Here is a 21,023-nt window from a genome sequence, read left to right on the forward strand (position 1 = left end):
CCCTCTCTCCCGCGGGAGAGGGTGGCCCGCAGGCCAGCGTCTCTCAGGGGAGAAGGAGACATCGCGCCCTGCGACACCATGTCTCCACAGATGAACGGAGTCTGAATTCGGTATTAAGGGTCTGCCCATCTTTCGGAGTCTAAGCTCGGACCATCAGAACCAAGATTAGTCATCAAGGTTAGTCCAATGGCTTCGTTTACGCTCCGCCCCACCGACCGCCAGGAATTCGATTCCCTGCTGGGCGGCATCGTCCAACAGTTCCCCGACGCTCACGTCGAGGCCGCGCACAACGACACCTGGGCGTCCTATCGCCTGGATGTGTCCTGCGAGGATCCGTCGGCCGGCCCGCTGATCGCCTGGCTGCTCGACACCCACGCCAACTGCCCGCGCACGTAACTTCGCTTCCGGGCCGGCCTACTGGCTGACCCAGACGATCCGCGCGATCCAGGTGACCTCGTCTCGCGACAGCAGACGATCGTCGCTGGATCGGTTCAGCGGCAGCAGCTCGATGGTCCGGGCCGTCACGCGGCCCATCTCGCGCACCAGCACCTCGCCGGCCGCCGTTCGCGCCACCACCCTGTCGCCCCGTCGCGGCTCGACCGTGGGCGAGACCAGAAGACGGTCGCCGTCGCGATAGACCGGCGCCAGCCCGTCTCCCGACACCTCCAGGGCGAAGAGCCCTTTGCCAAGGTCCGGCGCCGGCGCTTCGTCCCAGCCCGCGCCGACCGGCATGCCCGCCTCATCGAAGAAGCCGTCCTGCCCCGCCTGGGCCAGGCCCAACAGCGGCGCGCTCCGCCCGCCCCTTGCCGCATGGGGGGCGCGCACCGGCGCCTGTTCGGTCAGGGCCGCGAATTCCGAGAACTTGACCCCCGTCGCCTCCAGCAGCTTGGCGAGACTCTCGGTCGAGGGCCAACGTGGCCGACTGTCGGCCTGCGTCGAGCCGCGCTTGGAGCGATTGAAGCTGGTGGGATCCAGCCCCGCCATCCGGGCCATGGCCGACGGCGTCATGTCGAAACGGTCGGTCAGGGCGTCGATGGCCCGCCAGATTTCGCCGTGAGAAAGCGTCGCCATGCCGGCGTCTCCTGAGCGTCTGGCCTTCGCGCAAGAAAATACGCCTCCCGCCCTAGGAAAGTAAACCTATCGACCACGCTCAAGTTGACGTTTACGTAAGCGTTGACGGTCGCCCGATATCGGGTTTAGGGTGATCGACGATAACCAAGCGGCCCGGCCGCAGTAGCCGGGCCCACTTTCCGGGAGGTTTCAACCCATGGCCGACCTGCGACGCCCCGAGCGGACCTTTACGATCCGCCAGCTCTGCAACGAATTTAAGGCTACGCCGCGCGCCCTGCGCTTCTACGAGGACAAGGGCCTGCTCAATCCGGCCCGCGAGGGCCTGAACCGCGTCTATTCCCATAAGGACCGTGTGCGCCTGCAGCTGATCCTGCGCGGCAAGCGTGTCGGCCTGTCGCTGACCGAGATCCGCGAACTGCTGGACCTCTACGACGAAAACGACGAGGGCGCGGCGCAGATGGCCCGCTCGCTGAAGAAGTTCCGCGAACGCGCCACGGCGCTGGAACAGCAGCGCGACGACATCGACAACGCCCTGATCGAGCTGCGCGAGGCCTGTAACCGCCTCGAAAAGCGCCTCGCCGAGATCCGCCCCGACCTGCTGCCCCGCGCGGCCGACTATGAGCAGGTGCTGCGCGCCCGTCTCGACGGTCACGCCGAAGCGATGCTGGGCAAGTAAGACCTTTCGCGACGCCGCTTCCGGGCCTCTCGCCCGGGACGGCCTCGCCTACCCGTTCCCTCTCCCGATCCCTCTTCTTAGTTTCCTTGGCAGGACCGTTTCATGACCTACCAGCCGCCCGTTCGCGATCACGCCTTCATCCTGCGCGACGTGCTCAACATCGACCAGCACGGCGACCTGCCCGGCTTCTCGGACGCGCCGTTCGACGTGGTCGAGCAGATCCTGGACGCGGCCGCCCAGTTCACCGGCGAGGTCCTGGCCCCGCTGAACACGGTCGGCGACAAGAACGGCTGCAAGCTGGATCCGGCGACCAACGTCGTCACCACCCCGCCGGGCTTCAAGGACGCCTACAAGCAGCTGTGCGAGGGCGGCTGGACGGGCCTGGGTTCGGATCCGGCCTATGGCGGCCAAGGCCTGCCGCACGTCGTCAACCTGGCCTTCAGCGAGATGTCGAGCTCGGCCAACATGGCCTTCTCGATGTATCCGGGCCTGGCGCACGGCGCCTATTCGGCCATCCACACCGGCGGCACAGACGCGCAGAAGCAGACCTACCTGCCCAAGATGGTCACCGGCGAATGGACCGGCACCATGAACCTGACCGAACCGCACTGCGGCACAGACCTGGGCCTGCTGCGCACCAAGGCGGTCCCGCAAGCCGACGGCAGCTATCGCATAACCGGCCAGAAGATCTGGATCTCGGCCGGCGAGCACGACATGTCGGACAACATCGTCCACCTCGTCCTGGCCCGCATCGAAGGCGCTCCGGCCGGGGTGAAGGGCATCAGCCTGTTCATCGTGCCGAAGTTCTTCCCCAAGGAAGACGGCTCGGTCGGCGACCGTAACCAGGGCGTCAAGTGCGTGGGCCTGGAAGAGAAGATGGGCATCCACGGCAACGCCACCTGCGTCATGCAGTACGACGACGCCGAGGGCTATCTGATCGGCGAGGAGAACTCGGGCCTGAAGATCATGTTCGTCATGATGAACGAGGCGCGCCTGGGCGTCGGCATGCAGGGCGTGGCCCAGGGCGAGGCCGCCTACCAGGCCGCCGTCGCCTTCGCCAAGGACCGCCTGCAAGGCCGCTCGCTGACGGGCCCGAAGAACGCCGACGGCCCGGCCGATCCGATCATCGTCCACCCGGACGTCCGCCGCATGCTGCTGGAGAGCAAGGCCCTGATCGAGGGCGGCCGCGCCTTCCTGTTCTGGACCGCCCTGCACGGCGACCTGTCGCACGTGCATCCGGATCCGGCGGTGCGCGAGAAGTCGTCGGACTACATGGGCCTGATGACCCCGGTGCTGAAGGGCTACCTGACCGACAAGGGTTTCCAGGTCTGCTCGAACGCGGTGCAGGTGCATGGCGGCAGCGGCTTCACCGAGCACTTCCCGGTCAGCCAGTTCATGCGCGACTGCCGCATCGCCCTGATCTACGAGGGGACCAACGGCGTGCAGGCCCTGGACCTGGTCGGCCGCAAGCTGGCCGCCAAGGGCGGCCGCGCGGTCATGACCTTCTTCCAGGAAGTCGACCAGTTCATCGGCGAGAACGACGCCGACGAGGCGCTGAAGCCCTTTATCGAAGCCCTGGCGGGCGTGAAGGCCCAGCTGCAGGACGGCACCATGTGGCTGATGCAGAACGGCCTGCAGAACCCCGACAACGCCGGCGCGGCCTCGACCGACTACATGCACCTCTTCGGCCTGACCGGCCTGGCGTACATGTGGGCGCTGATGGCCAAGGCGGCCAACGCCAAGATCGCGGCCGGCTCGTCCGATCCGTTCTTCACGACCAAGCTGACGACCGGCCGTTATTTCATCGAACGCATCTTGCCTGACGCTGGGGCGCACCTGGCCAAGTTGAAGACCGGTTCGGCGACCCTGATGGCGCTGCCCGCGGAGGCTTTCTGATCATGAGCGTGCTCGCCGTCGAAAAACCCGCCTTCATGGCTGAAGAGGACATCGCGATCTTCGAGGACGCGGTGGGGAAATTCTTCGACGAGCACGCCCCCGAGGCGACGGTCGCGAAGTGGCGCAAGAACCATTGCGTCGATCGCGACATGTGGACCAAGGCCGGAGAGGCCGGCCTGCTCGGCCTCTCCACGCCCGACCAGTACGGCGGGGCCGGCGGCGACTATCGCCACGAGGTCGTGCTGATGGACATGCTGGGCAGGAAGGGCGTCGACGGCTTCGGCGCCAGCCTGCACAACGCCATCGTCATGCCGTACATCTTCCACTACGGCACCGAGGAGCAGAAGCAGCGCTGGCTGCCCCGCCTGGCCACCGGCGAGTTGGTCGGTGCGATCGCCATGACCGAGCCAGGCGCCGGTTCGGACCTTCAGGGCATCAAGACCACAGCCAAGAAGTCCGGCAACCAGTACGTCATCAACGGCTCCAAGACCTTCATCACCAATGGCCAGACGGCCAATCTGATCATCGTCGTGGCCAAGACCGATCCGGCCGGCGGCGCACGCGGCACCAGCCTGATGATCGTCGAGACCGATGGGGCCGAAGGTTTCGAGCGTGGCCGCAACCTCGACAAGCTGGGTCACGAGGCCCAGGACACCTCGGAGCTGTTCTTCAACGACGTGAAGATCCCGACCGAGAACCTGCTCGGGACCGACGAGGGCCAGGGCTTCTTCCAACTGATGGGCCAGCTGCCGCAGGAGCGGCTGAACATCGCCGTGCAGGGCATGGCGACCATCGAGCGGGCGCTGGAGCTGACCATCGCCTACGTCAAGGACCGCAAGGCGTTCGGCAAGGCGATCATCGACTTCCAAAACACCCAGTTCGTCCTGGCCGAGTGCAAGACCGAGGCGACCGTGGCCAAGGTCTTCGTCAACCACTGCATCGGCCAGCATCTGGAAGGCAAGCTCGACGCCGCTACGGCCTCGATGGCCAAGTACTGGGTCTCGGACTTGGAGAACAAGATCGTCGACCGCTGCCTGCAGCTGTTCGGCGGCTATGGTTTCATGAACGAGTACCCGATCGCGCGCATGTACAAGGACAGCCGCATCCAGCGCATCTACGGCGGCACGAACGAGATCATGAAACTCCTGATCGCGAGGACGCTGTGATCATCCTTCCGCTCATCGCCCTGCTGGCCGGCCCCACCGCCGCTGAGGACCGCTCGGCCGTGGTCTGCGTGCGCGCCGTCCAGGGCCCGCGCCCCCTTACCTATTCCGGCGAACTGGTCGGCAAGCGGCCGCAGCCAGGGGCCTTCAAGCTGCCGCTGACGCCGGCCGGCAAGGACATCTGCCAGACCTTGCTGCGCTCGAAGATCGCCGAGTGGAGGCTGGAGGTCACGACCTCGGGCTTCACCGCCTGCTCGCTGGCGCCGCCCCAGTTTGGCAAGCGCGTCTACTACCGCGCCAAGGCCGCCGCCAGCGGCCTGAAGTGTGAGCCGATCGGCACGTACCCGATCGGCAACTGGAAACCATAACGGCGCGCCGGCCACGGCTGGCGATCGCCCAACGACACGAACACCGCTTCGCAGGAAGGAGCCATTCCATGGCTGACGCTTACATCTTCGACGCCGTGCGCACGCCGCGCGGCAAGGGCAAGAAGGACGGCTCGCTGCACGAGATCACCGCCCTGTCCCTGGCCACCCAGGTCCTGGAAGCCATCCGCGACCGCAACAACCTGGACACCAAGCACGTCGACGACGTCGTCCTGGGCTGCGTCGCCCCGGTGGGCGAACAGGGCAGCGACATCGCCCGCACCGCCGTGCTGACCGCCGACTACGCCGAGAGCGTCGCCGGCGTGCAGATCAACCGCTTCTGCGCCTCGGGCCTGGAAGCCGTGAACATGGCCGCGGCCAAGGTCGCTTCGGGCGAGGCCAACCTGGCCATTGGCGGCGGCGTCGAGAGCATGAGCCGCGTACCGATGGGCAGCGACGGCGGCGCCTGGCCGACCGATCCGTCCTCGGCCTTCAAGACCTATTTCGCCCCGCAGGGCGTCTCGGCCGACCTGATCGCCTCCCTGTACGGCTTCAGCCGCGACGACGTCGACGCCTACGCCGTCGAGAGCCAGAAGCGCGCGGCGGCCGCCTGGGCCGAGGGCCGCTTCAAGAAGTCGGTCGTGGGCGTGAAGGACCAACTGGGCCTGACCATCCTGGATCATGACGAGACCGTGCGCGGCTCGACCACCATGCAGACCCTGGCCTCGCTGAACCCGTCGTTCACCGGCATGGGCGAGATGGCCTTCGACGCCGTCGTCACCCAGCGCTACCCGCAGGTGGAGAAGGTCAACCACGTCCACCATGCCGGCAACAGCTCGGGCATCGTCGACGGCGCCGCCGGCGTGCTGATCGGCACCAAGGAAATGGGCGAGGCTCTCGGCCTGAAGGCTCGCGCCCGCATCAAAGGCGCCGCCTCGATCGGCTCGGAGCCCTCGATCATGCTGACCGGTCCCTCGCTGGTCACCGAGAAGCTGCTCAAGAAGCTGGGCATGGAGGTCAAGGACATCGACCTCTACGAGCTGAACGAAGCCTTCGCCGCCGTGGTCCTGCGCATGATGCAGGCGCTGGATATCCCGCACGACAAGATGAACGTGAACGGCGGCGCCATCGCCATGGGCCACCCGCTGGGCGCCACTGGCGCGATGATCCTGGGCACCATGGTCGACGAGCTGGAACGCTCGGACAAGGAAACCGCCCTGATCACCCTGTGCGTCGGCGCCGGCATGGGCACCGCCACCGTCATCGAACGCGTCTAGGACCTAGGAGCTAACACCATGGAAAACTTCAAGATCGAGGTCGATTCCGACGGCGTGGCCCTGGTCACCTTCGACGTGCCCGGCCGCTCGATGAACACCCTGACCGCTTCGGTCATCAAGGAAATCGGCGAGGTGGTCGAGACCATCAAGTCGGACGCGGCCATCAAGGGCGCGGTCATCACCTCGGGCAAGACGACCGGCTTCTGCGCCGGCGCCGACCTGGGCGAACTGGGCGGCAGCGGCGGTCTCGCCGGCGGCGCGGCCGGGGGCGAAGCGGGCCTGAAGGCGGCCTTCGACGCCGGCTTCGCCCTGAACAAGGCGTTCCGCGCGCTGGAGACCTGCGGCAAGCCGGTGGCCGCCGCGATCAACGGCCTGGCCATGGGCGGCGGTCTGGAGATCACCCTGGCCTGCCACTATCGCGTGGTCGCCGACAATCCGAAGATCCAGCTCGCCTTGCCGGAAGCCAAGGTCGGCCTGCTGCCGGGCGCCGGCGGCACCCAGCGCCTGCCGCGCCTGATGGGTGTGATGGCCGCCGCGCCGTACCTGCTGGAAGGCAAGTCGATGAAGCCGGCCGAGGCCCTGGCCAACAAGGTCGTGCACGAGGTCGTCCCCGCCGACCAGGTGGTCGAAGCCGCCAAGACCTGGGTGAAGACCAAGGGCGACCCGGTCGCCCTGTGGGACAAGAAGGACTTCAAGCTCCCGGGCGGCGGTCCCTACACCCCGACGGGCAGCCAGGTCTTCATCATGGGCAACGCCATGCTGCGCAAGCAGACCTATGGCAACTACCCGGCCCAGCTGAACATCTTGAAGGCGGTCTATGAAGGCCTGCAGGTGCCGTTCGACGCGGCCATCCGCATCGAGACGCGCTACTTCCTGAAGACGATGATGTCGCCCCAGGCCAAGGGCATGATCCGCACCCTGTTCCTCAGCCTGCAGGAACTGGGCAAGGGCTCGGGCCGTCCGGCCAACGTGCCGCCGTCGGAAGCCAAGAAGGTCGCCGTTCTGGGCGCGGGCATGATGGGCGCGGGCATCGCCTATGTCCAAGCCATGGCCGGCATCGAGACCGTCCTGATCGACCAAAGCCAGGAAGCCGCCGACAAGGGCAAGGGCTACGCCGAGGGCCTGGTCAAGAAGGCCGTCTCGCGCGGCAAGCTGACGGCCGAGAAGGGCGAGGCCATCCTGGCCCTCATCCACCCGACCGCCGACTACGACCAGGTCAAGGGCAGCGACCTCGTCATCGAGGCCGTGTTCGAGAACCGCGAGGTCAAGGCCTCGGTGACCAAGCTCGCCGAAGCCCAACTGGCCGAGGACGCGATCTTCGGCTCCAACACCTCGACCCTGCCGATCACCGGCCTGGCCAAGGCCTCGGTGCGTCCGAAGAACTTCATCGGCATCCACTTCTTCTCGCCGGTCGACAAGATGGGCCTGGTCGAGATCATCATGGGCGCGGAGACTTCGCCGGAAGCCCTGGCCAAGTCGATCGACTACGTCCTGAAGATCAAGAAGACCCCGATCGTCGTCAACGACAGCCGCGGCTTCTACACCAGCCGCTGCTTCGGCACCTTCGTGCAGGAAGGCCTGGAGATGCTGGCTGACGGCATCGCCCCGGCCATCATCGACAATGTCGGCCGCGCCACCGGCATGCCGCGCGGCCCGCTGGAGATGAACGACGACGTCGCCCTGGACCTTGGCTACAAGGTCACCCAGCAGACCAAGAAGGACCTCGGCGACAAGTTCGAGGACCGTCCCTTCGCCCCGATCATCGAGAAGATGGTGGTCGAGCTGCAGCGCTTCGGCCGCAAGAACGGCAAGGGCTTCTATGACTATCCGGAGAATGGGCCCAAGACCCTGTGGAAGGGCCTCTCGGACCTCGCTCCGGTAAAGATCGCCGACGCCGACCAGGCGCTGATCCAGGAGATCCGCACCCGGCTGCTGTATCGCCAGGCCGTCGAAGCCGCCCGCTGCTTCGAGGAAGGCGTCATCACCGACCCGCGCGAGGCCGATGTCGGCGCCATCCTGGGCTGGGGCTTCGCGCCCTGGACCGGCGGCCCGATCAGCCTGATCGACGGCGTCGGCGCCAAGGCCTTCGTCGAAACCTGCGATCGTCTGGCCCAGCAGTACGGCAAGCGCTTCGCGCCGCCGGCCCTGCTGCGCGAGATGGCCGAAAAGGGCGAGACCTTCTACGGCCGCTTCGGCGTCAAGGCGAAGGCGGCGGCCTAAAGCCAGCCTTCATCGCTGAAACACGGAAAGGCCCGGCGGTGACGCCGGGCCTTTTTGTTGTCACCCACGGCCACGCTCGCGCCGCATCGTCCGCCTATTTACATCCGGCGCCGCAGCGCCTGGAGAGACCATGAGCACGGCGATCGCCATCGGAACCTGGCGAAGACCCTCACGGCGGGATCTGCGGCGCAAACTCGCGATCCTGGCGCTGGCCTTGCTCGCCCACGTCCTGGTGATCCTGGGCCTGATCTCGGGCGCGCATTGGATGCCCAGATTGGTCGAGCCGCCAATCATCGAGGCCGAACTGCTGGACGCGCCTTCGCCCTCGGTCGACACACCGCGGGCGTCGCCGCCCGAGCCGATCCACGTCCGCCCCAGCATCGCCCCGTCCTCGCCGCCGCCCGCCACCATTCCGGTCCCGCCGGTCGTTAAGCCCGCAGGCCCGCAGGCCATCGTCGCGCCACCTGGCTTCACCGCCCGCAAGCTGGTCGAGCAGAGCGACCAGACGCGTGACAGCCTGCGCGAGAGCCTGGGGTGCCGGCACGAGAAGACGGCGGGTCTGAACCGCGACCAGAAGGCCGCCTGCGCCGAGGCCGACGGCCAGCGCTCACGCACCGCGCCGATGTACGCGGCCATCGATCCGGATAAGAAGGCCTTCTTTGACGGCGACTGCGCCAAGGACGACGAGTGGTGCCTGTACCGCGTCGGCAAGGGCCCTTATCCGGGCATCTTCGCCCTGGGCAAGAAGAAGAAGCGCAAGGGTTGGGACGACTAGGACTTGGAAACGTCCATGCCCAGCGTCGGGCCGATGCCGTTCGGATGGTCGCCGAAATAGTTTCCGCCCCGATCCTTGGCCACCTTCTCCAGGCGGCTACGGAACGCATCGTCCAGCTGCAAGGTCGGAGCGTCCTCGGCGTCCTCACCTTCGTCCAGCGGGATCGAGGCGGCGATCACCTGCCGCAGTCGCTCGCCGAACCGCTCATCGTCGGCGCTGCCGGGTTCGGGCGGGGCGTCCAGGAAGGTCATGACCTCTTCCAGCGCCTTTTCATTGTCGACCATGGCCGGACCTCCTGTTCCTGGCTGGGGAACGACGGGTCGCAGCGACGGTTCCGAACGAACGGCCCGCGCCGAGGCGCGGGCCGCCAAGCCTACGGGTTCGAGGGCAGGTTGCCCGCCGAAACACCGTTGGGCAGCGAGGTCGCCGGACCCGAGAACGGCGTGGCGTTGGTCCGCATGTCATTGCCCGAAAGGACGATGTCGTTGCCGCTCCAGACCACGCCGTAGAGCTGGGTGCCGGTCTCGTTCACGCCACGGACATTGCTGACCTTCTGACCCGAACACGAGGTCAGGTAGATCGAGTTCTTGTGGTCGGCCGCGGTCGAACCGGCGTTCGGGTTGCTCAGGCCATTGTTCGAGACCTGACCGCCGTCGATGTCGATGCGGATCACGTTGTCGGCCCAGACGCCGTCACCCAGACAGCCGTTGATATAGCCCGGTCGCACCAGGACGTTCCGGGCGTTGGCCACCTTGACGCCCGCGCCGGTGGCCGGGTTGTTGCTGACCGAATCCCCGGCGTTGAAGCCGGTCTTGCGCGTCACGCCACCGGGCACCAGCACGCCCGCCCGGTTCTTGTAGGCGCCGGAGTAACCCTGCCCGGCCAGCTCCACGAAGGTCGGCGCGATCAGGTGGTTGTTGCCGAACTGGCCGCCGTTGACGTCGATGCAGGACCCGCCGTCCTCGCCGAAGAAGCCGCCGACGATGCGCACGCTGTACAGCGACATGTTGCTGGGAACGTCGCCGCGCAGGCCGCCCAGCGTGTTGGCGAAGGTGGTCAGGTTCGTATAGGTGCCCAGCGAGATCCCGGCCGAAACGCTGCCGGTCCCAGGGTTGTAGGCGTTCGAGTGGACGTAGAAGCCGTAGCCCGACGCGAAGATCGAACCCACATTGTCCATCGACCATTGCATCGGCGCCGCGATGTTCGTGTCGTATTCGAGCTCGAAGCCGCTGGCCTTTACATGCTGCGAGGCGACGTCCTTCAGCAGGCCGCCGTTGGTGTTGCGGCCATAGAACGACCGGTAGTGGTGGCTGAGCTGCATGCGGGCGATCGTCACGCCTTCGCTCGCGCCGGCGCATTGGATGCCATCGCCCTTCGTGCCCGTGGCCAGACCGGGATTGGTCCAGTCCCGGGTGATCGTGAAGTCCTGGATGGCGACGTTTTCGGCATTGGCCGCGATCTGGAAGGCAGGCTTGGAGGCCGTGTCCATCCGCACCACGGTGGCGCCGCGACCGCTGCCCAGCAGCTGCTTGTTCGTGCCGACGACGACGGTGTCGGTGATCACGTATTGGCGGTCCAGGAGCTGGACCAGATTGTTGCCCGCGAGCGCCCGGCCGAACGCGGCGGTGTCGTCCGGGTCGCCGGCAAAGCGATAGGTGTCGACGGTTGCGACCATTGAATATCTCCAGTTTTCGAGGGGGCCGCCGACGTACGGGCACAAAAAAACCCCGGGGCGCGGGGCGCCTCGAGGTCCGTGTGCCGACGGTCATACGATCGGCAGTGAAATCTTTTTAGCGAATGCTGTTCCCAGGGTCAAGAACAAAAAGGGAACGAGAGACAGCATGGAGAGAGCCGCCACGAACATCGTCGCCGTTCCGCATGGATCGACTACTGGAGATACAGGGAGAAGTGGCGCCACCCAACCACAACGTGTAGACTCTGTTTTGGTATTGTTTCTGCCTGAGTGAGTGAAGGATGGCCAAGCCTGAGCATCACCGCGCCGCGCGCGCCGAGGAGGCGCTTGCCATGCGCCGGGCGGCGGGCGAGACAGCGAACATGGCCAACACCACCGATCATTTGCCGGCCGGCAAGCAGCGCGAGCTCGCCTTCGTGGTCGAGGTGCTGCAGGAGAGCTTTGCCGAGGAGGTGGCCAAACGATCTGGCTCGCTCGGCCAAGGCAAGATCCTCAAGATCATTCTGTTTGGATCGTACGCGCGCGGCGACTGGGTCGAAGATCCGGTCGGGCGCTACTTCTCGGACTACGACCTGCTGGTCGTTGTCGACCAGGAGAAGCTCGCCGATCCGCTCGAGTTCTGGGAAGCAGCAGAGAAGCGCCTGCTCGACGAGCTTTCGGCAGGTCAGCGGCTGCGCACGCCGGTCAACTTCATCGTCCATGACCTGGAGGACGTGAACGAGCAGTTGCGGCGAGGACGGTACTTCTTCACCGACATCGTTCGAGATGGCGTCGTGCTGTTCGAGGAGTCGGACTGCGAACTTGTGGAGCCTGCGCCATTGTCGGCTGAGCAAGCGTTAAAGGAAGGGAGCGAGTACTACGAGGAGTGGTTCGAAAGCGCCGACCAATTCCTTACGACCGGGCGCGAGCACATTGACCGTGGTGAACGATGGTCTAAGAAGTCCGCCTTCGAATTACATCAGGCCGTCGAGCGCCTCTATTACTGCCTGCTGTTGGTGCTGACGCTCTATGCGCCCAAGTCCCACAATCTCGTGCGCCTGCGCGGCTTGGCCGAACCACTTGACCCGCGCTTGGCCGAAGCCTGGCCGACCGACAGCAAGTTCCACAGGCGCTGTTTCGAGTTGCTACGCGCGGCCTATGTGAAGGCGCGCTACTCGCCGCACTACAAGATCACCGCCGAAGAGCTGGCGTGGATCCAGGCGCGGGTCGAGATGCTCCAGGGCCTGGTGAAAGAGCTCTGCGAAGCTCGTTTACGGGAACTGCACGCGGCCGCCGACGGGTAGTAGTCCCCGATCATAAGCGACCCGACCTGACTCATCGCCGACGTTGGGAAAGGCCGCTTCCTGACGTGTTGATGTGACGCGTTAGGGTGAGGTTCCAATTCGCATCTGCTGTCCGAACAACTCGCGTCGCGCGCTCAGACACGCCGGACGCAGTGGCGGCGCGTTCGGATCGGTCCGACGAAACCTTGACCGCGCCATGGAGAGGCTGGCCAAGCAGGACGACGCTGACGTTGGAGCTTCATAACTTCAGAGACCGGCTGACACGATTGTCGTCGTCGGGCGATCGCTGTTTGGGGCCCCAGCGATCAAACGCCAGGACGCCTTGTTTGCGCATGACGTTGGCGAGCTGGTTGATCGTCGCTCGGCTCACCACGTGCCGTTCCATGACCTCGGGCCAGACGGCGCGCCAGGGCGCTGTGCCCGGCGTCTGTGGAATGGCCGCGAGGAGCGCCAACTTCGCAGCCTGTTCTTCGCTGCTCAGAAACGCCACGGTCGGATCGGGCGCAAGGCCGCTTAGCGAGTCCCACATTTCACCCTGTTTCGAGGACGCCACGGCGGCGTTGAGCTTGGCCACGCCCCTGGCTTCCTCCTGTTTTCGCAGAGCCTTGATCTGGCTGTTACGGAACACCTCCAGCCCTGGCGGATTGCGCGTCCCGAACACCAGACTGTAGAGCGGTCGATCCATAGTCGGCCGGAAGACGGTTTTCTCGGCGACGTACCTGTACCCGCCGATCCGCTTCAGCGACTCGGAGAAGGCGTCGACCAGCACAGTCTTGCGATGATCAGCTGGAGCTATGGTGTCGCTGTCGTCGATCAGGCCCAAGGCGATGCGCGTCGCGCCGTCCGCCTGGGCCTTGGTCAGGGTGAAGGCGGTGCGATACCAGACCGCGCCGTTGAAGCTGGCGAGTTGGGGGTCGCCAATGCGCTCCCAGACCCTGTTCGGGTGGACCGGATTCCAGCCGGCGTCGTCGAAATCGGGCCGGGCCCAGGCGGCCTTGGTCTTGGCGTCCGGCTCGTGGGCCGTCCACCAGGCGTCGAAATAGCGCGCCTGCCGCGCCTCGCCGGCCTGCGGGTCCCTGGCGTAGAGGTCCAGCCGATCCAGCGCGTCGTCATAGGTGTTGAGGGGGTGCAGCCCGGCCTCGCCGATCCAGGCCTGGGTCTGGGTGCCGCCCCAGGTCGACGTGATGAAGCCGACCGTCACGCCGAAATGGGCCTGCAGCGCCTTGGCCATGAAGTAGCAGGCGGCCGAGGCCGTGCCGACGCTCGCCGGCGCCGCCAGGGTCCAGCCGCTGACGGCCTTGGCCTCGTCGAGCGGGCGCGGGGCGACATCCCGCCCGACATCGGTGAACCGCAGCAGCGGGTTCTCGGAGTCCCGGACCTCGTTGCCGCCGTTGGTCGCATCCTGCAGCTTGAGGCCCATGTTCGACTGGCCGGAGCAGAACCACACCTCGCCGACCATGACGTCGCTGAGCACGGTGCGCGCGCGGCCGTCGGACACGGACAGCGTGTAGGGGCCGCCGGCGTCCATCGGCCTGGTCGTCACCGCCCACCGGCCGTTCGCATCGGTGGTCGTCGCCAGGCTCTGGCCGGCGATCTGGACGCTCAAAGCGGCGCCGGGATCGGCCCGGCCGCCGAGCCGGACGGGCTGGCCCCTCTGCAGGACCGCGTGATCGCCGAAGAGATTGGTGAAGCGGGGCGCTTCGGCCAGGGCCGGGCCGCAGCAAAGGGTTCCGGCCAGGGCCAGAGGGACAAAGCGTTTCATGCCGTTTCCTCGATATCGTCGGCTGGGCTTCGTCCGCCCAGTCTCGTGTGGCCCGCGTCAGGCGGCGCCGTGCTGCACCGAGAGCTTGAAGCGGTCGCGGTGCTGCAGCGCCTTGCGGCGCAGTTGGACGATGGCCTCGGTCTCCTCGGCCGCCAGCATGGCTTCGAACAGGCGGCTGAAGTGTTCGCGCATCGCCAGCCGCGCAGCGTTGGGATCGCGGTTGCGGATGGCGTCGTACACTGCCCGATGCTCCTCGATCCTGTCCTCGAACCCGCTCTTGCAGACGTTGCTATAGACCTGGACGACCCGCGGGGCCTCGTTGCGCATCCGCCAGAGGGTGCGCACGAAATGCTCGATGATCGGGCTGCCGCTGTTCTCGGCAATCAGGAGATGGAAGCGCTCGTCGGCCTCTTCGGCCGCCTCGTCGTTGCCCGCCATCACCCGCATGGTCTCTTCCAGCAGCACCAGGGACTCCGAGGGCATGTTCAGCGCCGCCAGCGCCGCCGACTCCGCCTCGACGACCGCGCGGACCGTCGTCAGCTCGAAGGCGTCGACTTCGGTCAGGGGCGACAGGTCGGCCGGCCTGCGGGGGCGGACATAGACACCCGAGCCGGTCTTGACGGCGATGTAGCCCTGCGCCTCGAGGGCGATCTCGGCCTCCCGCACGGTGACGCGCGACACGCCCAACCGTTCGGCCAGCTCGCGCTCGCCAGGCAGTCGGCTGCCAGGCGCGAACTCACCGGACTCGATGAGCTCGATGATCTGCTTCGCGACCTCTTTATAACGCCTATCCATGGTCATCCGCCGATGCTCCGCTGCCGCTCGTCCGGGTCGCCTTCAGACGACTCGGCGTTCCCAACTCCGGCTGATGGGACATTGGAAGGTTCTATCAGGGGTGAACCAAAGCGGTATACCCCTGATAGGCCAGAGCTTAGTGCTTGAAACGGAAACCGACCGTGAACTGCCGTCCCGGCGAGCCGTAGAGCGCCGCCACCGGATTGTCGGCGTAGTAGTACCGGCTGGTCGCTTGGTTGGTCATGTTTAAGCCCTCGATCGAGAAGGACGCCTGGTCCGACAGCTTGTAGCTGAACGCGAAGTCGACGTTCAGCGTGTCCTTGGATCCGCCGAAGTCGTTGATCAGCGGCGTGTCGCACGCCACGCCGCCGACGACGCCAGGCGCGCAGGCGCCGGCCACCAGCGGGTAGGTGGTGTAGTAGCCGTCGCGCTGGGCCAGGGAGACCCGTGTGTTGATGCGCTTGTCCTCGTAATAGAGCGTCAGGTTGACCGCGTTGGGCGACGCGCCCAGCCACGGGGCCTTGCCCAGGGTCGCGGGCGTCGTGTCGGTGCCGGGATCCAGGATGTAGGTGAGCTCGGACTGGATGTGGGTGGCGTTGAGCTGGATGCCCGTGTTCTTCAGCAGCCCGGGCAGGAAGGTGAAGGCCTGCTGGTAGTTGACCTCCCAACCCTTCAGTTCCCCGCCGGGAGCGTCGCGGAACTGGCGCGCGGTCGCGTCGTAGTCGCCGCGGATATAGGCGGCCTGGTCGCTGTTGGCGCCAAACTGCTCGATCAGGCTGGCGAGCCCCTCGGCGTCGAGGAAGGTCGACAGCGGCGCGGCGAAGCGCACCGTCTGCGGATAGGAGCCGATCTTCTTCTTGAACAGCGCCACGGAGATCAGCCCGCCCTCGGCGTAGTACCACTCCACCGCGGCGTCGAAGTTGTTGGCGCGGAACGGCGACAGCTTCGGATTGCCGATGGTCAGGGTGGCGCCGGAGGTCATCCCGCCCTCGGGGATCGTCAGCTGGGTCATGGTCGGCGCCAGTTGCTGCAGGGTCGGACGCGACATGGTCTGGGCCGCGCCGAACCGGAAGTAGAGGTTGTCGCGCGGGCGGATGGCGATGTTGAACGACGGCAGGACGTCCGAATAGGAATTCCCACCCTGGACGGTGCGCCCGCCGGTCGAGCGGCCCGTCGAGTCCACGTCGGTCTTGGCGTAGCGCACGCCGATGTTGCCGAAGGTGTTCCAGCCGCCAAAGAAGTCATAGTTGAAGTTGACCTGGCCGTAGGCGCCTTCGGTCTGCTCGCGCACGGCGAAGGTCTCACGCCCCTGCTGACGGAACTGGGTCAGGCGCCAGTCGCCCCACTTGTTGATGCACTCGCAGGTGAAGCCGAACAGGTCGTCGAACTTCTGGATGTCGGGGCCGAACCACGACGTCGTCGTGCCGGCGGGCACGTCCAGGCCCTGGCCGAAATCGATGACCTTGCCCAGGCTGGCGATCGAGACGCCCGCTTCCTTTTCTGTCGGATTGATCTGGACGTTCTGGCGCTCGGTCTGCGAGGTCGAGAAACGGTAGTCGCGCTGGGTGCCGCCGAACTTCAGGGTCAGGTTGTCATTGAGCTCCCAGGTGAAGTCGGCTTTCCAAGAGTTGTAGCGGTTTTCGACGACCTTCTTGTGGTAGCGCAGGAACGAGACCCCCTTGAGGATCGTCCACTGGTTCGGATCGGCGGCGTTGAAGCCGGCGTCGAACAGCGGCATGTCGCCGCCGCCACGCTCGTCATAGGTGAAGGTGGCCGGCTGATCGAACTGACCCCACTCGGCCATCTTGCCATAGGAGTTGAGCTTCGAGCGCGACAGGCCGTAGGTGAAGTCGGCCCTGAAGCGGTCGCTGAACTCGTGGGTCAGGTTGAACGAAACCTGGTCGAAATTGGTGTTGTAGCTGCCCTGGTCGGCGCGGGCGGCCCAGTCCAGGTTCCGCAGCTGCAGGTAGTCGGCGACGCCGTTGGTGACATGGGCGGCCAGCACGTCTGTCGCCGGGCGGCCGATCTGCTGGGCGCGCATGGCCAGACCGTCCGCCGAGGGGACATAGCCGCGCGAAACGGGCGAATTGTAGTAGTCGTAAACGTCGAGATTGTTGGGATTGTACGAGAAGCTCGTGCCGGCGACGAGCGCGCCGCCATAAGTCGCCTGTCCGCAATCGATCGGCGAGGCGAAGGGCCCCCCGGCCGTGTAGGTGCAGGTGCCCGGATAGAGGCCGCGCTTGGAGGCCAGCGCGGTCGCCGCGTTGGCCGTGGCGTAAGTCGCGTTGGTGTTGTTGCGGTTCAGGCCGAACGGCAGCAGCTGGTTCAGCGTCGAGGTGCTCTTCTGGTTTGAATGCAGCCCGTCGATGGTGAGGCGCGTCCGGGAAGAGATGTCCCACTGGTAGGACGCGGTGAGGCCCAGGCGCTTCTGATGCAGGTCCTGCTGCTCTGGGCCGGCCAGGGCGGGGAAGATGATCTGCGAGCCGTCCAGCGACGGGTGGAGCAGGGCGTAGGCGGCCGGGTCCGAACCGGTCACCGCGTCGATATAGGCCGGGTTGGTGATGGCGGCCGTGCCCGACACCGTGCCAGGGTTCGTGGCCGTCGGATTGGAGATGCGGTTGGTGAACAGCGTGCCGACCGGCGCCGAGAAGCCGGCGCGGCGCGGGTTTTCCAGCGTCGCCCAGGTGGCCGAGCGATAGACATATTCGCCCGTCACGATCTGGCGGCGGTACTGGTCGGTTTCGGAGTCCTTCTCCGAATAGGCCGCCGAGGCCAGGAAGCCCATCTTGTCGTTGGCGAAGCGCTTGGAGAACAGGCCTGCCAGGCGCGGATTGTGGTGCTTGCCGTTCTGGTAGTAGGCGTCCTCGACCGAGAGCGCGTAGCGATCCTTGCGGTAGTCGAACGGACGGCCCGTCTGCAGGTCGACCGTGGCCCCCAGCGAGCCCTCGTCGGTCTCGGCCGAGGCGGTCTTGCGCACCTTCAGGCTGTTGAAGAGCTCCGAGGCGAAGACGTTGAAGTCGAACGTCCGGGTGGAATTGATCGCGGTGGAGTTGGTGTCGTTGGTGCCCGCCGTCGACAGCGCCTCGAGATTGTTGATGCGCACGCGGGTGAAATCGCCGCCCAACCCGCGGACGGTGATGGTGCGGCCTTCACCGTTGTCGCGATCGATCGAGATGCCGGGGATGCGCTGCAGCGACTCGGCGAGATTGGCGTCGGGGAAGTCGGCGATGTCCTCAGCGTTGATGGCGTCGATCATGACGTCCGACTGCCGTTTGATATTCAGCGCGCTTTGCAGCGAGGCGCGGTAGCCGGTGACGACGACGGCCTCGACTTCCTGGGTGTCCTTGGCTGCGTTAGGACCCTGCGCCGCCGGCGCTTCCTGCGCGAAGGCCTGGCTAAAGCCCGAGCCGATGACTAGGCACGTCGATGCCAGCAGCATGGCGCGCACACCGGCGCGCCGTGGATGGGTGTCCATAGTTCATCCTCCCCGGATACCAATTTTCTATATTTGGCTTACCTATTTGGTTGACCGCTTGAAAACGAATGTCAACTCCCCATCACGCCGTTTTCCCAAAGCGCTCCCCGATCAGGGCCTAGCAAGGCCTGGCCTTCCTGCGGCCTAAAGGCTTGGTTCGGCAATGTTTGGCGCATAATTGGTCCAGCGCGCACCTGCGGAAAATCCTCATCTTCCACGTTGCGGTTTGTTTCCGCTTGAAAATTGGTCGACAAATTGGTTGACAGCTTGTCGCTCAAATGGTCGGACTGACGTGTCTTTGTCATCCGACGCGCACGTCGCGCGGCGCGGGTTTGGCGGGCACAGGAAGCGGTCACAGCTTCGAGCGGGGAGGACATCAATTGAGAAACCTGCGCTCGAGCCTTGCCGCCGTGATGGGTCTAGGCACCTTGGCCGGCTCGGTTCACGCCTATGCGGCCGAGCGCCTGGTCCGCACGCCGGAAGCCTTCGAGGCGGCGGTGAGGGCTTCCATCCCCGGCGACTCGGTGGTGCTGGCGAACGGCGTCTGGCGCAACTTCGAGATAATGTTTACCGGCGAGGGGACGGCCGCCGAGCCGATCACCCTGCGGGCTCAGACCCCTGGCAAGGTGGTGATCTCCGGCAAGTCCAACCTGCGCATCGCCGGCCGGCATCTGGTCGTCTCGGGTCTGACCTTCAAGGACGGCTTCAGTCCATCGTCCGAGGTTATCGCGTTCCGCAAGGACAACCAGGCGCTGGCCTTCGACTCCCGCGTCACCGAGACGGTGATCGACGGGTTCAACAAGCCCGATCGCGCCGCCGAAGACTACTGGGTCGGCCTCTACGGCCAGAACAACCGCTTCGACCACAACCACCTGCAGGGCAAGCTGAACAACGGCGTGACCCTGGCCGTGGTGCTGAGCTCGGTCGAAAGCCAGCAGAACCATCACCACATCGACCACAACTATTTCGGCCCGCGCCCCCCGCTGGGGTCCAATGGCGGCGAGACGATCCGGGTCGGGACCAGCCAATTCTCGCGCACCCGCTCCCTGACCGTGGTCGAGGACAACTATTTCGAAGGCTGCAGTGGCGAGGTCGAGATCGTCTCGAACAAGTCCGGCGGCAACATCTATCGCCGCAACGTCTTCGTCCGCTCGCAAGGCTCGCTGGTGCTGCGCCATGGCGACGGCAACCTGGTCGAGGACAATGTCTTCCTGGGCGGCGGCCTGGCCCATACCGGCGGCGTGCGGGTGATCAACGCCGGCCAGACGGTGCGCAACAACTACTTCCATGGCCTGCGGGGCGATGGCTTCACCGCGGCCCTGGTGATGATGAACGGCGTCCCCAACTCGCCGCTCAACCGCTACAACCAGGTGCTGGACGCCCGCATCGAGAAGAACGTCTTCGTCGACGTGAAGCAGGTGCTGTTTGGCGCCGGCGCGGACCAGGAGCGCACCTTGCCGCCGGCCCGGAGCACGCTGTCGGGCAACGTCTTCCTCGGCGCGGGCGACGAGGCGATCTTCAAGGCCGAGGCGCCGATCGACGGCCTTGCCTTTGTCGGCAACACGGTCGACGGCGTCGCGCCGCCGACCGACGCCTCGGGCTTCGAGGCCAAGGCGATCGGTCGCCAGACCCTGCCGGACGGTCGCGTCTATCCGGACGCCGCCGCGCGCCAAGCCCTAGGCCTTCAGGCGCCGGTCAAGCTGCTGGCCCGCGAGGAGACAGGCGTGGCCTGGTATCCGAAGGGCGACCAGGCCGTGGCCTTCGACAGCGGCCGCGTCCTGAAGATCAAGCCGGGCCAGGACCAGCTGTCGGCCGCCGCCGTCAGGGCCAAGGCCGGCGACATCATCGAACTGGCGGCCGGCGACTATGCCGAGGGACGCGTCGTCGAAGTCCGCCAGCCCCTGACCTTTCGCGCCGCGACGGGCACCCAACCGGTCGTGGCATTCGATCATGCGACCTTGTTCAGCCTGGCCGGCGAGGGAGCCCTGAAGCTGCAGGGCCTGCGCCTGTCGGGCGCCAGGGCGCCGGACGCGGTCGGCAACGCCGTGGTCCGCGTGAGTTCTAGCGCTCCCTTGAGCAACTACGCCGTCGAGCTGCTCGACACCGAGGTCTCGCATCTGGGCCGCGGGGCGTTCGCCGTCCTAAGGGGCGAGAAGGGAACCTTCGCCGACCATGTGACGATCCGTGGCTCGCGCTTCACCGACATCGGCGGGGTGGTGCTGGACCTCGCCGGCGAAGCCGGCGGTTTGGGCCTCTACGGCGCTGAGCGCGTTGACATCACCGGCAGCCAGTTCACGCGCCTTGGCGGGCCCGTGCTCGATCTTCTGCGAGGCGGGACGGACGAGAGCACTTTCGGCCCACGGGTCTGGGTCAAGGGCTCGACGTTTCGCGACGTCGCGCCCGGCCATCCATCGATGCGACTGGACGGCGTCCAGGTCGTGAAACTCGACGGCAACCTCTTCGAACGCGCGGCGCCGGCTCGCGTCACCGTCCACGTCGGCAAGCCCGATCTCAGCGAGGCCGGCAACACCGGCGCGGCGCTCGAGATCGTCGATCAGCGCAAGTAGGTCAG

At 66.2% G+C, this 21,023-nt stretch carries 17 protein-coding genes; 10 read left to right on the forward strand and 7 right to left on the reverse strand.

Annotation, left to right across the window (positions count from 1 at the left end):
• The first annotated feature begins 186 nt into the window (after positions 1-186).
• Positions 187-396, forward strand: coding sequence for a hypothetical protein (locus MZV50_RS25525; RefSeq protein ID WP_252632147.1), 210 nt, complete (start codon positions 187-189; stop codon positions 394-396).
• Positions 397-414: 18 nt separating this feature from the next.
• Here MZV50_RS25525 and MZV50_RS25530 read toward each other — a convergent pair whose 3' ends face one another.
• Positions 415-1,071, reverse strand: a complete 657-nt coding sequence (locus tag MZV50_RS25530) for a S24 family peptidase (RefSeq protein ID WP_252632148.1) — start codon at positions 1,069-1,071, stop codon at positions 415-417.
• Between the two features lie 196 nt (positions 1,072-1,267).
• Between MZV50_RS25530 and MZV50_RS25535 the strand changes: the two genes are divergently transcribed.
• From MZV50_RS25535 to MZV50_RS25565, 7 genes are all read left to right on the forward strand, one after another.
• Positions 1,268-1,747 (forward strand): MerR family transcriptional regulator, encoded by a 480-nt coding sequence (locus tag MZV50_RS25535; RefSeq protein ID WP_252632149.1) that lies wholly within the window; start codon positions 1,268-1,270, stop codon positions 1,745-1,747.
• A 102-nt stretch (positions 1,748-1,849) separates the two neighbouring features.
• Positions 1,850-3,643: an acyl-CoA dehydrogenase C-terminal domain-containing protein gene (locus tag MZV50_RS25540; RefSeq protein WP_252632150.1), complete on the forward strand. Its 1,794-nt coding sequence runs from the start codon at positions 1,850-1,852 to the stop codon at positions 3,641-3,643.
• Between the two features lie 2 nt (positions 3,644-3,645).
• Positions 3,646-4,809, forward strand: coding sequence for an acyl-CoA dehydrogenase family protein (locus MZV50_RS25545; protein WP_252632151.1), 1,164 nt, complete (start codon positions 3,646-3,648; stop codon positions 4,807-4,809).
• Positions 4,806-5,174, forward strand: coding sequence for a hypothetical protein (locus tag MZV50_RS25550; protein ID WP_252632152.1), 369 nt, complete (start codon positions 4,806-4,808; stop codon positions 5,172-5,174). The genes MZV50_RS25545 and MZV50_RS25550 overlap by 4 nt, the downstream gene beginning before the upstream one ends.
• A 68-nt stretch (positions 5,175-5,242) precedes the next feature.
• Positions 5,243-6,448 carry an acetyl-CoA C-acetyltransferase gene (locus tag MZV50_RS25555; protein ID WP_252632153.1) on the forward strand — a complete coding sequence of 402 codons (1,206 nt, stop codon included), beginning with the start codon at positions 5,243-5,245 and terminating at the stop codon, positions 6,446-6,448.
• A gap of 18 nt (positions 6,449-6,466) precedes the next feature.
• Positions 6,467-8,668, forward strand: a complete 2,202-nt coding sequence (locus MZV50_RS25560; protein WP_252632154.1) for a 3-hydroxyacyl-CoA dehydrogenase NAD-binding domain-containing protein — start codon at positions 6,467-6,469, stop codon at positions 8,666-8,668.
• Positions 8,669-8,798: 130 nt separating this feature from the next.
• On the forward strand, positions 8,799-9,443 hold the full coding sequence (locus MZV50_RS25565) for a hypothetical protein (RefSeq protein WP_252632155.1): 645 nt from the start codon (positions 8,799-8,801) through the stop codon (positions 9,441-9,443).
• Here the strand turns inward: MZV50_RS25565 and MZV50_RS25570 are convergent.
• Positions 9,440-9,727, reverse strand: coding sequence for a hypothetical protein (locus MZV50_RS25570; RefSeq protein ID WP_252632156.1), 288 nt, complete (start codon positions 9,725-9,727; stop codon positions 9,440-9,442). The genes MZV50_RS25565 and MZV50_RS25570 overlap by 4 nt on opposite strands.
• 89 nt (positions 9,728-9,816) lie before the next feature.
• Complete coding sequence (locus tag MZV50_RS25575) at positions 9,817-11,118, reverse strand: hypothetical protein (RefSeq protein WP_252632158.1); 1,302 nt, start codon at positions 11,116-11,118, stop codon at positions 9,817-9,819.
• Between the two features lie 299 nt (positions 11,119-11,417).
• On the opposite strand from MZV50_RS25575, the gene MZV50_RS25580 reads away from it, so the two are divergent.
• On the forward strand, positions 11,418-12,419 hold the full coding sequence (locus MZV50_RS25580) for a HEPN domain-containing protein (protein WP_252632160.1): 1,002 nt from the start codon (positions 11,418-11,420) through the stop codon (positions 12,417-12,419).
• Between the two features lie 238 nt (positions 12,420-12,657).
• Here the strand turns inward: MZV50_RS25580 and MZV50_RS25585 are convergent, their stop codons facing one another.
• The 4 genes from MZV50_RS25585 to MZV50_RS25600 form a co-directional block, all read right to left on the reverse strand.
• Positions 12,658-14,181, reverse strand: a complete 1,524-nt coding sequence (locus MZV50_RS25585; protein WP_252632161.1) for a hypothetical protein — start codon at positions 14,179-14,181, stop codon at positions 12,658-12,660.
• A 57-nt stretch (positions 14,182-14,238) separates the two neighbouring features.
• Positions 14,239-14,976 carry a FadR/GntR family transcriptional regulator gene (locus MZV50_RS25590; protein ID WP_252632163.1) on the reverse strand — a complete coding sequence of 246 codons (738 nt, stop codon included), beginning with the start codon at positions 14,974-14,976 and terminating at the stop codon, positions 14,239-14,241.
• A 136-nt stretch (positions 14,977-15,112) separates the two neighbouring features.
• Complete coding sequence (locus MZV50_RS25595; protein ID WP_252632164.1) at positions 15,113-18,451, reverse strand: TonB-dependent receptor domain-containing protein; 3,339 nt, start codon at positions 18,449-18,451, stop codon at positions 15,113-15,115.
• A gap of 71 nt (positions 18,452-18,522) precedes the next feature.
• Positions 18,523-18,756 carry a hypothetical protein gene (locus MZV50_RS25600; RefSeq protein WP_252632165.1) on the reverse strand — a complete coding sequence of 78 codons (234 nt, stop codon included), beginning with the start codon at positions 18,754-18,756 and terminating at the stop codon, positions 18,523-18,525.
• A gap of 75 nt (positions 18,757-18,831) precedes the next feature.
• On the opposite strand from MZV50_RS25600, the gene MZV50_RS25605 reads away from it, so the two are divergent.
• The gene (locus tag MZV50_RS25605; RefSeq protein ID WP_252632166.1) at positions 18,832-21,018 is read left to right on the forward strand and encodes a polysaccharide lyase 6 family protein; all 2,187 of its coding nucleotides are present in this window, start codon (positions 18,832-18,834) and stop codon (positions 21,016-21,018) included.
• The last annotated feature ends 5 nt before the right edge of the window (positions 21,019-21,023 follow it).

The organism is Caulobacter segnis, assembly GCF_023935105.1.
In the GTDB taxonomy this organism is placed as follows: domain Bacteria; phylum Pseudomonadota; class Alphaproteobacteria; order Caulobacterales; family Caulobacteraceae; genus Caulobacter; species Caulobacter segnis_B.

Coding starts and splice junctions, on each gene's coding strand:
- MZV50_RS25525 (WP_252632147.1), top strand. CDS start 187: ATGGCTTCGTTTACGCTCCGCCCCACCGACCGCCAGGAATTCGATTCC.
- MZV50_RS25530 (WP_252632148.1), bottom strand. CDS start 1,071: ATGGCGACGCTTTCTCACGGCGAAATCTGGCGGGCCATCGACGCCCTG.
- MZV50_RS25535 (WP_252632149.1), top strand. CDS start 1,268: ATGGCCGACCTGCGACGCCCCGAGCGGACCTTTACGATCCGCCAGCTC.
- MZV50_RS25540 (WP_252632150.1), top strand. CDS start 1,850: ATGACCTACCAGCCGCCCGTTCGCGATCACGCCTTCATCCTGCGCGAC.
- MZV50_RS25545 (WP_252632151.1), top strand. CDS start 3,646: ATGAGCGTGCTCGCCGTCGAAAAACCCGCCTTCATGGCTGAAGAGGAC.
- MZV50_RS25555 (WP_252632153.1), top strand. CDS start 5,243: ATGGCTGACGCTTACATCTTCGACGCCGTGCGCACGCCGCGCGGCAAG.
- MZV50_RS25560 (WP_252632154.1), top strand. CDS start 6,467: ATGGAAAACTTCAAGATCGAGGTCGATTCCGACGGCGTGGCCCTGGTC.
- MZV50_RS25565 (WP_252632155.1), top strand. CDS start 8,799: ATGAGCACGGCGATCGCCATCGGAACCTGGCGAAGACCCTCACGGCGG.
- MZV50_RS25570 (WP_252632156.1), bottom strand. CDS start 9,727: ATGGTCGACAATGAAAAGGCGCTGGAAGAGGTCATGACCTTCCTGGAC.
- MZV50_RS25575 (WP_252632158.1), bottom strand. CDS start 11,118: ATGGTCGCAACCGTCGACACCTATCGCTTTGCCGGCGACCCGGACGAC.
- MZV50_RS25580 (WP_252632160.1), top strand. CDS start 11,418: ATGGCCAAGCCTGAGCATCACCGCGCCGCGCGCGCCGAGGAGGCGCTT.
- MZV50_RS25585 (WP_252632161.1), bottom strand. CDS start 14,181: ATGAAACGCTTTGTCCCTCTGGCCCTGGCCGGAACCCTTTGCTGCGGC.
- MZV50_RS25590 (WP_252632163.1), bottom strand. CDS start 14,976: ATGGATAGGCGTTATAAAGAGGTCGCGAAGCAGATCATCGAGCTCATC.
- MZV50_RS25595 (WP_252632164.1), bottom strand. CDS start 18,451: ATGGACACCCATCCACGGCGCGCCGGTGTGCGCGCCATGCTGCTGGCA.
- MZV50_RS25600 (WP_252632165.1), bottom strand. CDS start 18,756: ATGACAAAGACACGTCAGTCCGACCATTTGAGCGACAAGCTGTCAACC.